The sequence below is a fragment of the Kribbella antibiotica genome (genome assembly GCF_004349055.1).
Classification (GTDB): domain Bacteria; phylum Actinomycetota; class Actinomycetes; order Propionibacteriales; family Kribbellaceae; genus Kribbella; species Kribbella antibiotica.
Genome location: NZ_SMKX01000012.1, coordinates 50,449 through 64,345, shown reverse-complemented (window position 1 = coordinate 64,345; position 13,897 = coordinate 50,449). Strand labels below are relative to the sequence as shown.

The following is a 13,897-nucleotide window of genomic DNA, read 5'->3' as shown; positions in this document are numbered from 1 at the left end:
GATGACCTTCGAACCGATTGCGATCGTCGGTCGAGGCTGTGTGCTGCCGGACGCGCCGACCCCCGCGGCACTCTGGGACAACCTGCTGGCCAGTCGGCTGAGCATCGCGACCGTGCCGGCTGACCGCTGGGGCGTACGGCCCGGGCCTGACTATATCGCCAGCGACGCGGGTGGCTACGTCCGGGACTTCACGTTCGATGCGGGCGGGTTCGCGGTTCCGGTCACGACGACGGATCCGTTGTGCCAATGGGTGTTGCACGCTGCACGTCAGGCATTGCGGGAGGCAGACGAACATGGCCCGCTGCCTCGAGGTGGGCTGGTCATGGGCAACTTGTCCTTCCCATCGGCGGCGCTGGCGCGTTTTGCCGAGCACGTCTGGCAGGGGAAAGAGCCGATCGGTCCCGAGGGCCGGTTCAGCTCCGGATTGCCCGCACTGCTGGCCGCGAAGGCGCTCGGCCTCGGAGCAGGCGCCTTCGCGCTGGACGCTGCTTGCGCGTCCTCGTTGTATGCGATCAAGCTTGCCTGTGATCGGCTGCATGATCGCACAGCCGACGTGATGGTCGCGGGTGCGGTCAACTGCCCCGACGACTTGTTCATCCACGTCGGGTTCACCGCGCTGTCGGCGCTGAGCCGCACTGGTCGCAGCCGTCCGTTCCACCGTGAGGCCGACGGCCTGGTGCCCGCCGAAGGTGCCGCGTTCGTCACGCTGATGCGACTACCCGAGGCGGTTGCCGCTGGACGCCGAGTCCTCGGCGTGATCCGTGGCATCGGCCTGTCCAACGACGGTCGCAGCGGCGGGTTCCTGGCTCCGGCGCAGTCGGGCCAGGAGCGCGCGATGCAGTTGGCCTACCAATCGGCCGGAGTCGCTCCCGACACGGTGTCGCTGGTGGAGTGCCACGCGACCGGCACACAGGTCGGCGACGCCGTCGAGGCCGCCGGGATGGCCCGCGTGTTCGCCGAAAGCCGCGACCTGCCCATCGGTTCGGTGAAATCCAACCTGGGTCACCTGATCACGGCTGCCGGTGCGACCGGGTTGCTCAAGGTTCTCGCGGCGATGGACGCCGGGATCCGGCCACCCACATTGGGCGCTGGTGACCCGATCGACGCACTGGTCGGCACGCCGATGCGCCTGCTGCACGAACCCGAGGAGTGGACCGGAGACCGCCGCGCGGCGGTTAGCGCATTCGGGTTCGGCGGCAACAACGCCCACCTCATTGTGGACGCCTGGACCGGTGACGACTCTGCAGCCGTCCAACCGCCCGTGCCCGCGGAGCCGGTCGCCATCGTTGCGGTCGGTGCCCGGGTGGGCACGGGTGAGAACACCCAGGCGTTCGTCCGCACCTTGTTCAGCGGCCTTGAGGACCCTCTGCCGAGGTCGACCGTGGACGTCGAACTGGATGGCCTGCGGTTCCCGCCGCGGGATCTGGAGCAGACCCATGCGCAGCAGTTGCTCGTGCTCGAGGCTGCCCGCGAGGCGGTCAGCGGGCTGGACCTTCCGCGTGAGCGCACCGCTGTTTTGATAGGCATGGGCTGTGATCCCGAGGTCGCCCGCTACGGAGCCCGTTGGCGGCTGGGGAAACGGGGCGAGTCGGCGGTCGCCGCACTGACCTCGGCAGCCGTCGTCGGCGCCATGCCCAACGTGGTTGCCAACCGGATCAACGCCCAGCTGGACCTGGCCGGTCCGAGCTTCACGGTGTCCGCCGAACAGGCCTCCGGTGTGGTCGCGTTGCGGATTGCCGCCCGGATGCTTCGTGCCGGTGAGGTGGACGCGGCCATCGTCGGTGCGGTCGACCTGTCCCACGAGCAGGTTCACCGCGCCGCGCTCGACGGGCTCGGGGTGATCGACGAGCCCGGTGATGCGGCCGTCGTCCTCGTCCTACGGAGGCGATCGGATACGCAGCAGGTGATCGCAGTACTCGAGGATGGTGCGACCGGACCGGCCGGCCTGGTGGTCGGCGAGGGCGGTGACCTTGACCCCGCAGAGTTGTTCGGCAATGCCCACGCGGCGAGCGGTCTGGTGTCTGTGGCCGCCGCCGCGCTGGCATTGCACCACCGCGCGATACCCCGTGCGGGAATGGCCGCCGATCCCTTGCTGGGCGACCGGACTGCCGAAGTCAGGGTGTCCACCATGGACTCACCGGATGTTGGGATCCGGCTGCGCGGAGAACGCGCGGCACCGTGGGTGGACGGCCCGGCGCCGAGTTTGACCGTCTACTCAGGACCGGATCGGGCTGGTGTGCTGGCGGCGCTGGCGGCGGGTCGAACCTCCGATGGTGGTCCGGCCCGGCTCGTGCTGGTGTCGGCGGATGACGAGCTCAGGGAGGCGGCCCGCCGGTGGCTCACTGGCGGCGGCACTCAACCTGGCGGCGTGGCGTTCCGCGAGCAGCCCCTGACCGGCGAAGTCGGCTTCGTATTCACCAACGGTTCCGCCTCGTACTCAGGTATGGGCCGGGAGCTGATGCTGGCCTTCCCCGAGCAGATCGCCACACTGGAGCGACGTAGCGGACCGCTGGACGACGTCATCGGCTGGGCGTACACCGGGCAGGAGCCCGAGCGGTTGTCGGGACTGGACGAGATCTGGGGCTCCGCCGCGGTCGGCCAACTGCACGTGGAAATCACCCGCCGGTTGCTGGGCATCGAACCTGCTGCTGTGCTCGGCTTGTCCTCTGGTGAAACCGCCGCGCTGGCGGCCATGGGTGTCTGGACAGATCTCGCCGGTGTGGTTTCCGACGCGCGTGAGTCCGGCATCTTCACCTCCGAACTGGCAGGTGACCTCACTGCGGTTCGGGAAGCATGGAAACGAGCAGGTGTACAAGGCGAGAAGTGGCAGATGTACCGCGTCGGCGTCCCGATCGACGAGGTGCGCGCCGCGCTGGACGGCGAGCCTGCCGTGCACTTGATCACGATCAACGCGCCGGGGCTGAACGTGATCGGCGGCGAAGCCGTTGCCTGCCTGCGCGTACTGCGACGGCTGCGGTCAATCGATTCGATCCCGAGCCGAGGCGCCATCGCCGTGCACGCACCAGAGTTGGCGGGGGTCCGGGACCGCCTGTGGCGGCTGAACTACCGGCCAACCACCCCGCAACCAGGGATCCGCTTCTACGGCGGCGCCAACGGTACGCCGTATGAGCTGACTGACACGACCGTGGCCGACGCGCTAACCGATCAGACGTTGAACACGGTTGACTTCGTCGGCATGGTCGAGCGCGCCTACGCCGACGGTGTCAGGATCTTCATCGAGCACGGGCCGCGCGGGCAGTGTACGGACTGGGTTCAGCGGATCCTCGGTGATCGCGAGCACCTCGCCGTCGCACTGGACGAGCCGTTCGGCCGTGCCCTGCGCCGGCTCACTCTTTCCGTTGCCGAGCTTGTCGCCGCGGGTGTCCGGTTCGACACGACCGCGTTGACCGATCACCTGGCGGCGGCCGTCCCGGCTCGCCGTGATCGTGGCAGGCTACTGATGCTCCCGGCCCACCCGCCTGCCGTGGTACTGGAGGCCGTCGAGCCGCCAGCCGAGCCTTCCGTCGAAGTGATGGAGGCGGCCCCGGCATCACCCGGTGCCTCCCACGCACCGATGTTCGTCGCGGAGCGACCGCCGCCGAGGTATTCGCCGCTCGTGTCGATGCTGACCGAACATCGGCGCGGGATAGCGGCCGTGCACGAGGACTTCCTCACCTTGCACAGTGAAGTGCATCAGCAGTTCCTGGCCTCGCAGCAGCGGCTGACTGCTCTGCTGACCGCCGGCGGAACTCCGGTAACGCCTGAGCCGCAACCCGCAGCTACGAAGGACGGCGAGTTGCCCGGCCCGAAGTTCGACCGCGCCGACTTGGAGTGGCTGGCAGCGGAGAACATCTCGGCGCTGTTCGGACCACTCTTCGCTGCCCAGGACCACTACCCGAGACAGACAAGGATGCCGCAGCCGCCGATGCTGCTGGCCGATCGGGTGACCGGAATCGACGCTGAACCGGGTGAGCTGGGGGTCGGCACCATCTGGACCGAGACCGACGTCGAGCTGGACAGCTGGTACCTCGACGGAGCGGGGCGGATGCCCGCCGGGATCATGGTCGAGGCCGGGCAGGCCGACCTGTTGCTGATCAGCTGGATGGGCATCGATCTGCTCAACCGGGGCGAGCGTCAGTACCGGCTGCTGGGCTGTGACCTCACTTTCTACGGCAGTCCGCCGCGACCGGGGGATACCCTGCGCTACGAGATCGGCATCGACGGTCACGGCGAACATGATGGCATCCGGCTGTTCTTCTTTCACTACGACTGCTACCTGGGCGACGAACTGCGGATGACCGTCCGCAGTGGACAAGCCGGCTTCTTCACCGACGCGGATCTCGCCACCACGGGCGGAATCCTGTGGGAACCTCCCCCCAGCGAGCCGGTGAACCCCAGGTCCTTCGGCCGGGAGAAGGTGCGGGCGTTCGCCGGAGGCCGGCCGACCGACTGCTTCGGACCGGACTGGTACCGGACCGCCTCACACGTGCGCACGCCCCGGATCGCCGATGACCGGATGCTGCTGCTGGACGAGGTCACCGACTTCGATCCCGACCGCGGCTACTTGCGTGCGACCCTCGCGGTATCGCCTCAGGACTGGTTCTTCGATGGCCATTTCAAGAACGACCCATGCATGCCGGGAACCCTGATGTTCGAAGGGTGTCTGCAGGCGATGTCGTTCTATCTCGCGGCGCGGGGTCTCACGGTCGATCGGGACGGCTGGCGGTTCGAGCCGGTTGCCGGGCAGACCGCGGCGATGCGCTGCCGCGGCCAGGTCACCCCTGACAGCTGCGAGGTCATCTACGAAGTGTTCGTCACCGAACTGAGCGAGGACGCCGAACCCGTACTCATCGCGGACGTCCTGTGCACTGTGGACGGGGTGAAGGCTTTCCACGCAAGCGGTGTCGGGCTGCGCCTGGTGCCAGACTGGCCGCTGAGCCACTGGCGTGAACTGACTGCACACGCTGAGCAGACTACCGGCGAGCAGGTGCCGGCGCGGGCGCTGGCCGGGCTGGTCGGCTACCGCGCCCCGGGCCCGGTCGCGGTGGTGGATGGGTTCGCCTTTGACTACGACTCACTGCTGGCTAGCGCTTGGGGAAAGCCATCAGAGGCATTCGGGCCGAGTTACGCGGTGTTCGATGGCACCCGCAAGGTCGCCCGGCTGCCGGGACCGCCCTTCCACTTTATGAGCAGAATCGTCCAGGTCAGCGGCGCGCAAGGTGCCATGAAGACACCCAGCACGGTCACCGTCGAGTACGACGTGCCGGACCAGGTCTGGTATTTCGAGCAGAACGGCAGCCCGACCATGCCGTTCTGCGTCCTGATGGAGGTAGTGCTGCAACCGTGTGGCTGGCTTGCCTTCTATGCCGGCAGCGCGATGGGTACCGAGACCGATCTGCTCTTTCGCAACCTCGACGGCACCGGTACGGTCCTCGGCGAGATCAGGCCGGGCATGAAGCTGCGCACCCACATCGAACTGCGCGAGATCTCCCGCAGCGCGGGCATGCTGATCGAGTCGTTCACAATCAGCTGCCTTGCCGACGATGAGCCGGTGTTCGAGGCGACCGCTGTGTTCGGCTGCTTCCCGGAAGAAGTGTTCGACAACCAGGTTGGCTTGGCTTCCACTGAGGAGGACCGGGCGCGGTTGGCGCTGTCCTGCGACCGCACCGTGGACCTGACTACCCGGCCGCCTCACTATTGCGAGGGTGAGTTGCGGCTCCCGGGCACAATGCTGACGATGCTGGATCGGGTCACCGGCTACTGGCCCGACGGCGGCCCGGCCGGGCTTGGGCGCCTGCGCTCGGAGAAGGACGTCGATCCGGCGGACTGGTTCTTCCGGGCGCACTTCTTCCAGGACCCGGTCCAACCCGGCTCCCTGGGAATCGAGGCCATGTGCCAGTTGCTGCAGATCTACATGATCGATCGTGACATGGGGCGCGGTATCTCGCGGCCCCGTTTCGAGCTGGAGAAAGACGTGACCTGGAAATACCGCGGTCAGGTAGTTCCGGGCAACCGGCTGATCACGGTTGAGCTGGACGTACTGGAGGCCGCCGAGGACGAGCGTGGACCGTATGCGGTGGCCGAGGCGTGGTTGTGGGCGGACGACACGCGGATCTATCACGCGAAGCGGCTCGGAATGCGGGTTTTGCCTGGCAGTTCCTCTTCCAGGGAAGCCAGGGATGATCAACACGACTAACGTTGCCGGGTCTCAGTCACGGCGGTGGGTAGTCCTAGCGGTGATGTCATGCGCCCACTTCATGGTGCTTCTGGACTCTACGGTGGTGAACGTCGCCTTGCCTTGGTTGGTCGAGGGGCTCAGGTTCGGTGCCACAGCCCAATCCTGGATCCTGGACGCCTACACGCTCGCCTTCGGGGGCCTGCTCCTGCTGGGTAGCCGCGCGGCTGACATCTTTGGCCGGCGCACGGTCTTCCTGGTCGGACTGGCCTTGTTTACCGTGGCTTCGTTCGGCTGCGGTGTGGCATCGGACCCAACGCAATTCATTGCGGCCCGTGCGGCGCAGGGAATCGGTGCGGCGCTGCTGGCACCAGCCGCCTCTTCCCTCGTCACGGTCACCTTCCCCGCAGGGAATGAACGGAACATCGCACAGGGCATCTGGGGTGGGATCGGGGGGCTCGGCGCCACGGTCGGAGTAGTCGCGGGAGGTCTGGTGGTGCACCTCCTTGGATGGCGATGGGCCTTCTACCTGAACGTGCCGCTGGGGATCGCCGTCGGCCTGGCGGTGTTCTTCATCGGCGCCGAGCGCTCGTCGAGCCGGCGTCGCGCGGCCACCCAGTTGAGCGTGGCCAGCTCAGTCACCATTACCGCAGGGTTGCTGGCCTTGGTCTACACGATCGTCATCGTGCGCAGTGAGAGCTGGGTGTCACCGGTTGTACTTTCGAGCGCGAGTGTGGCGATCCTCCTGTTCGCCGCTTTCGTCTCCATCGAACGGAAGTCCGCGGCGCCACTGTTGCCACGACGGATGGCTGCGGATCGGTACTTGCTGGTCGCGGCGATCAGCAACTTCCTCGTGGGTGCGGTCCAACTGTCGGTTCTGTTCCTGCTCAGCTTGCAAGCGCAGGTCACGATGCATCTCGACGCCCTGCGTGCCGGACTGAGTTTTCTGCCCATGGGGGTGATCGCGATCGCCGCCGCAATTGCGGCGTCCAGGTTGGTTCATCGGATCGGCGCCCGCCCTGTCTACCTGACAGGTACCGCGCTCGGATTGGTCGGCCTGCTGATGTTCGCTTTCCAGCAAGAGAGCCCTTCGTACGTTTGGGCGTTGCTGGTTCCGTCGCTTCTGGTCGGGATCTCGTTGCCGACAGGGAACGTGGTGGCGAGCATCATGGGAACCAAACATGCGGAGCACACCGACGCCGGGGTGGTGTCCGGGATCCTCGCCGCGTGCTTGCAGATCGGTTCGGCACTGGGGTTGGCCGTGACCGCGACTATCGCTGCCGGTGGCTTACGCCGCGGCTACCTCGCGATCGCGACGTTTGCTGTACTGAGTCTGATCAATGCGGCCGTCGGGTTCAGGTTCCCTGGTGACGGCCTCGAACATAGGCGTCATGACTTGAGGTCCGGAAAAACAGGAATGTGACACTGGTGCCCCCTGACGCGCTCATGAGCATTTAATGCTTGGGAGCCGGGGCCTTTCGGCGGGTTCGCGCATGCTCTGCATATGGCTTGCATCACACCACTACGGTCTGTCCCCGAACCACCGACAATCTGTACCCCAAAGCCTCGATGCCATATTCTCGGGAGCATGGATCGACGAGCGCTCGGCCAGTTCCTCAGGGACGCTCGTGAGAAACGGCACCCGGATGACTTCGGATTCGATGCCACCGGCCGGCGCACGCCCGGCCTGCGGCGCCCGGAGGTCGCCGAGCTCGCCGGGATGCTGGCTCGCCGCTCGATACAGTGGCTGCTCTGTCCGACGCTCGGCAAACCCACCTTGTCCGCAATCTGCCGCTGGTCCCCGAGACAGACCAGCAGATGGTCCTGCTGCCAGCATCGAACGGCTCCAGTGCCGCCACGCCGCCCGCCGATCCATGCTCCCGAGTGGGACCTCGAGGCTTTGGGGGGTACAGGTTGTCGGTGGTTCGGGGGTGAATCGTGGTGGTGTGATCGACGCCACGACGCAGAGCATGCGCGAACCCACCGAAGGTCACCGCTGCTCAGGTAAAGGGGCGGACCGTCCTCTTTGGAATGGAGGCTCAAATGAGCACGGACGACACGAGTCGGGCGAAGCAGTGTCGAACAGGTCGCCGGACATTCATCTTGCGGCGAGGGTTGTAGGTATGCCCTATTTGTTCGATAACACGGCGGACCAGACGGTGGAGCGCTTTGCGGTGCTGGAGTCGCGCTATGACCTTTTTTCTCAGGGTCAACTGGGCCTGACCGGGCTTGGTCCGGGGTGGCGGTGCCTGGAGGTCGGTGGCGGTGGCGGTTCGTTGGCCTGTTGGATGGGTGAGCGCGTGGCCCCGGGCGGAGAGGTCACGGTTACGGACCTCGAGCCGCGATGGGCTGCGACCCGGCCGCGGCCGGCGACTGTGCGATTGCTCCGGCACGACATCGTTCGGGATCCCGCGCCGGGCGACGGCTTCGATCTTGTCCACGCCCGACTGGTGCTGCTGCACTTGCCCGAGCGATTGCACGTGCTCGACCGGTTGGTGAAGATGTTGAAGCCGGGTGGATGGCTGGTGCTGGAGGAGTTCGACAGTTCGTGGACTCCTGTTCTCGCCGCGAGTGACGAGGTGGCGTCCGCCCTTTTCGAGCGGGTGCACGCAACTGTGCTGAGGCTGTTGGAACAGGCTGGGGCCGAGCCGGTCTGGGGGCGCCAGGTTCTGGGGGCGATGATGCGGGCGGGGCTCGAGGAGGTGGCTGCGACGACGTACGCCGAGGCCTGGCAGGGAGGCGGTGAGGGGATTCAGTTCCATCGCGCCAATGTCGAGCAGGTGGCCGGACAACTAGCGGAAGCCGGGATCGGGCCACGGGAACTGGAGCAATTCTGGGCCCTGCTGGAGGATCCAGCGTTCGTCGTCAACTCGTACCCGCTGATCAGCGCAAGGGGCCGTCGTCCCCGGCAGTAATCTGTTCGATCCCTACGTGGTATGCGAGAACAGCAGTCGCGGACCTGAGCCGAATCGTTCTCCTCGGGTACCGCTGGATCCGGATCGCCATGGCTTCCTTCTCCGTCGGGATGATGGCCCTCCGCCACCCCACCCCGGCGCGCCATCAGTCTTCGCAGCCCGACGAATGGCCGAGGCGGAGAACGGGTGTGCACAAGTACCAGCGTGATGGCCAAATTGATACCTGGCGGAGCAAATGCCGTGGTCCTTCTGTGGTGCTCCGTAGTATTGGATGGATAATATTCTGCGGCGTAGGTCGCGGCGCCGCCTGTGTTATAGCTTATGTGGCATGCATTTGAAATGCGTCTACTGAGCGTATGGAGGTCAGTGAAGAAGATCGCGCGATTATCGAGGTCATTGAACGACTCGGTGAAGTGGATTCGAACGTATCTGCCCAGACCGTGAACTCCGGACGCTACGGCACTGCTGGAAATCCAGCGGTGACGTAAGGGTAGACGTTCTGTTTGGGTCTTTCGAGCCGCTACCCGGTCGACTGCGCAGTCGACCTTTGCCGAGCCGATCGGGTGGTCAGATACTCCGTGGCCGGCGATCTCCGAGGTGTTGACCGGGAGTGCGGCGCGGGCCGTGCGAGCAGGTGCGCGGCCGATCGAGGTGCGCACCAGTGATGGCACGCATGAGAGGGCTGTCGCCGTAGCTGTTGCGGCTACCCAGGCTGTGCTCTGACAACGCTCGCGACCCGCTGACCGCGGCATTCACGGCCCTGGCGCCGGTCCTGGGCGCAGATCTTGTACGAGTCCACGATGTCCGCTCCAACGTTGCTGCCGTGCGTCTCGGTGACACCGTCCTTCGCTGAAACATGGAACAAGCACCCAACCGAGACGGAGAGCCGTGCGTACGTTACTGGTCGACCACTACGACTCCTACACTTACAATCTCGCCGAGCTCATCTACACCGTCTACGGGGAACGCCCGGTGGTCGTGAGGAACGACGACCGCAGGGCGCTCGAAGGCGATCTGTCGTTCTTCGATGCTGTCGTTCTGTCGCCTGGCCCGGGTTCACCTCATGTCGCCGCGGACGTCGGCCTCAGCCCCCACGTGCTGCGGCAGGGTCTCCCGGTCCTAGGCGTCTGCCTCGGGCACCAGCTCATAGCCGTCGCGGCTGGCGCCGCGGTGCGCCGTTCGCCGGCGCCGCGGCACGGGTATATCGACGAGGTGGTCCACTACGGCGACGAGTTCTTCCGCGACATCCCGGAACGGTTTCGTGCAGTCCGGTACCACTCGCTGCACGTAACCGAGGTCCCAGACCGTGTCGCGGTGCTGGCTCACGGCGCGGACGGCACCGTGATGGCGCTCAAGGACACGATCGAGCCGTGGTGGGGCGTCCAGTTCCACCCTGAGTCGATCTGCAGCGAGTACGGCGCGCAGCTCTTGGAGAACTTCGGGGCGATCGCGCGACGCGGCGACCGGCGGCGGCGCGAACACGTATCGATCGAGGCGGCGTCGACAACCCCGGCAGCGGCGTGCCAGCCGGCGATCGTCTTGAGAGCGGTCACGGAGAGAGCCGAACTCGTCGTCGACGCAGAGGAAGCATTCGCCGAGCTCTTCCTGGAGAGCGACCATGCCTTCCTCCTCGACTCCGGCGGAGAGCCGGGCGAACTCAACCGGTTCAGCTATCTCGGCGCCGGCGCCCCTATCCCGAACGGCTCTGGGCGACCAAGCTTCGACGTCCTCGCTGAGTCACTCGCAGATCGGACGGTGCACCCGGTCGACCTACCTTTCGACTTCTGCGGCGGATACGTGGGCTTCACGGAATACGAGGACAACGACGTCGCGCCTCGGAAACGCCCGACGAGCACTTGGATGTCGGTGGACCGATTCGTGGCAATCGACCGGCTCGACAAACGTGTCTGGGCAGTCGCGCTGGTGCCGCAGGACGCCGACGACACCTCAGCGGTGCGCTGGGCACGCGACGTCCTTCGCGACCTCAGGGCCGTCGCGGCGAGATCGCAGCGCACCGCGCCGGTCGAACGGTGGGACGCACCCGCGGAGGACTTCCTCGGTATCTCGCGGTCGGACTACCTCGGCGCCATCGGGACCTGCATGGACCTACTCGAGGCGGGCGAGACCTACGAGGTCTGTCTGACGACGACGCTCAACGCCAGATTCGCCGGTCCATCCCAGGAGTACTACCGCAGGCTCCGGGCGCTCAACCCGGTGCCTTATGGCGCCTACATCAGGATCCCGGGAGTCGAGGTGTTCTCAGCCTCACCAGAGCAGTTCCTGCGGATCCGGACGGACGGGGTCGTCTCGGCCCGCCCAATGAAGGGCACAGTTCGACGACTCGACAATGACCCTGCGGATGCGGAGCAGGTGCAGCGCATGCGCACCGACGACAAGATCCTCGCAGAGAACCTCATGATCGCTGACCTCCTACGCAATGACCTCGCTGTCGTGTGCACGCCCGGCACGATCGATGTGCCGCGCCTGATGGAAATCGAGTCGTATGCCACGGTCCACCAGATGATCACCGAGGTCACCGGCAGGATCGATCCCCCCGCTGGGGCGACGGACGTCGTGCGAGCGTGTTTCCCGCCTGGATCCATGACTGGTGCACCGAAGGTCCGTACCATGTCGATCATCGAGGACTTGGAGAACGGCCCGCGTCGGGCCTACTCAGGTTGCCTCGGCTACTTCAGCCTGACCGGGGCCGCGACCCTGAGCGTCGTCATCCGTACCGCAGTCCTCGAGAGTGGCACGCTGTCGATCGGCGCGGGCGGCGCCATCGTCCTCGGTTCCGAGCCGGCGGCCGAGTACGACGAGATGATCCTCAAGAGCAAGACAGCTCTCGACGCTCTCTTACCCGAGTGGGTCGCGGGCAGAACACACGCAGCAGGTTCTCGCTCCACAGGGGAGAACCCGTCCGAGACCCCGCTCTCCTCTATCGGCGGCGAGCAGGTCGCACGTCCGTGATGCACTCCGGTGACTCCGCTCAGCGGCGACCTGCAGTTAAAGCGTCCGCTGCTGCACCTCGCTGACCTGGAGCGGCGTTGACGGCTGCGAGTTCGGCCGGCACCCCTCACAGTTCCGCTTGGGGCAGGTCGAGTGCGCGCTCGCCATGCAGGGAGAGGCGGTGGAACAGGGATCGAGCGTCCTGACCGGCGCGCCGTGCTGGAGCTGTGCCGCATGACCGATCAGGACAATGCCGGATCGGGGGGGGGCGTCCGGGCGGTGATAGACCGGACCGGTTCCGCTCTGGACATTGACGGTATCTATACCTGGGATCTGAAATCGGTTGGTTCCCGATCATGGTGATCGCGATTAACGTCTGTTGTACGGCAGTCCTCGTCTACGCATACCGGGTGCGAGTCGCGTGTCGCCGGCCCTTCTGCTCCGACTCGCGGCCCTGACGCTATTCCCCTGAAATCCGCTGGTGCTGGAGTGCTGTGCGCTTGTCGATCAGGGATCGGTGATGGCTCTACACCGTGATAGCCACCGTCGTCGTGCAGTCGCCAACCCGTGGCGCAAGCTAGAACCGGCAGGCGACAGACCTTCGATCCTCCGAACTAGGTGATGATCTGTATGACCGCCGTCACCCACCAGTCTGCTGTTCTCGCTACCCCGGTTCGTGGCCGGGCGGACCTCACTGCTTTCATCCGGTTCCCGTACACGGTCTATCGCGATCATCCGTTCTGGGTCGCTCCGCTGGAGCGCGAACAACGCGCCTTCCTGGACCCGCGCCGCAATCCGTTCTTCGACGTGGGCACGGTCCAGCTCTTCCTCGCGCGACGGGGGAGCGCGATTGTGGGCCGGATCGCCGCTGTCATCGACTCTCGATACACCGAGCGGCATGACCCTGCATGCGGGCAGTTCGGCCTCTTCGAATGCCTCGACGACAGCGAGGCCGCGGCTGCTCTCTTCGACGCGGTCGCCGGCTGGCTGGATGTACGGGGCCTGACGAAGATGCTCGGCCCGCTCAGTTTCTCCACCAATGACGAATGTGGATTGCTTGTCGACGGCTTCGACGGTCCGCCCAGCATTCTCATGCCGTACAACCCCGCGTACTACCCGAAACTCCTTGTCGAGTGCGGGTTCGGCAAGGCCAAGGACCTACTGTCCTGGCGGATTCCGATGCCCGCCGACGGCGAGCCAGTTGCCCGGATCCGCCAGTCGGCCGATCGCAGCCTCGCTGCCCCTGACGTCTGCGTCCGCGCGCTCGACCCGGCCCGCTACGACGCCGACATGGCCGCGGTCAAGGATATTTACAACGACGCATGGGCAGAGAACTACGCGGCGGTCCCGATGACCGATCGCGAGTTCACGCACGTCATCGGGGGCCTGAAGCCACTGATCAAGCCCGAGCTTCTCCAGTTCGTCGAGATCGATGGCGAACCCATCGCCTTCACTCTTTGGCTCCCCGACGCCAACCAGGCGCTCGGTGTCATCCACGGCAGGCTCACTCGCTTCGGCTTGCCCATCGGGTTGATCAAGCTCAGTAGAGCGTCTCGCCGGATCAACCGGACCCGCGCTATCACGAGCGGCATCAAGAAGGCACACCGCAGCCGTGGCCTCGCTGCAGCCTTGTTCGCTGAAACCCAACGGGCCGCGTTTCAGCTCGGCTACACCGAGACCGAAATGTCGTGGGTACTCGAGGACAACGAACCCGCCAATCGCACCGTCGAGGCCTGTGGAGGCGTCCTCTTCCGCACCCATCGCCTGTACGAACGAGCCATGACACCAGACCCCGGATCCGACCCGAGCTGATACATCCGGTCAACAACCAGGGTTGTAGCCGCACCAGTGGGGAGAC

General features: G+C 65.9%; 6 protein-coding genes. All 6 read left to right on the top strand.

Going from position 1 to position 13,897, the window contains the following annotated elements:
- The first annotated feature begins 1 nt into the window (after nucleotide 1).
- On the top strand, nucleotides 2-6,196 hold the full coding sequence (locus E1263_RS06535) for a beta-ketoacyl synthase N-terminal-like domain-containing protein (protein WP_132166258.1): 6,195 nt from the start codon (nucleotides 2-4) through the stop codon (nucleotides 6,194-6,196).
- Nucleotides 6,180-7,598: an MFS transporter gene (locus E1263_RS06530; protein ID WP_337590271.1), complete on the top strand. Its 1,419-nt coding sequence runs from the start codon at nucleotides 6,180-6,182 to the stop codon at nucleotides 7,596-7,598. The genes E1263_RS06535 and E1263_RS06530 overlap by 17 nt, the downstream gene beginning before the upstream one ends.
- Nucleotides 7,599-8,121: 523 nt before the next feature.
- The gene (locus E1263_RS06525) at nucleotides 8,122-9,090 is read left to right on the top strand and encodes a class I SAM-dependent methyltransferase (protein ID WP_202868746.1); all 969 of its coding nucleotides are present in this window, start codon (nucleotides 8,122-8,124) and stop codon (nucleotides 9,088-9,090) included.
- Nucleotides 9,091-9,446: 356 nt separating this feature from the next.
- Nucleotides 9,447-9,578 carry a hypothetical protein gene (locus E1263_RS44030; protein ID WP_272949647.1) on the top strand — a complete coding sequence of 44 codons (132 nt, stop codon included), beginning with the start codon at nucleotides 9,447-9,449 and terminating at the stop codon, nucleotides 9,576-9,578.
- A 400-nt stretch (nucleotides 9,579-9,978) separates the two neighbouring features.
- A complete protein-coding gene (locus E1263_RS06520) occupies nucleotides 9,979-12,060 on the top strand; it encodes a chorismate-binding protein (RefSeq protein ID WP_132166256.1) in 2,082 nt (693 codons plus the stop codon).
- A gap of 609 nt (nucleotides 12,061-12,669) precedes the next feature.
- Nucleotides 12,670-13,851 (top strand): GNAT family N-acetyltransferase, encoded by a 1,182-nt coding sequence (locus E1263_RS06515; RefSeq protein WP_202868745.1) that lies wholly within the window; start codon nucleotides 12,670-12,672, stop codon nucleotides 13,849-13,851.
- Nucleotides 13,852-13,897 lie beyond the last annotated feature (46 nt).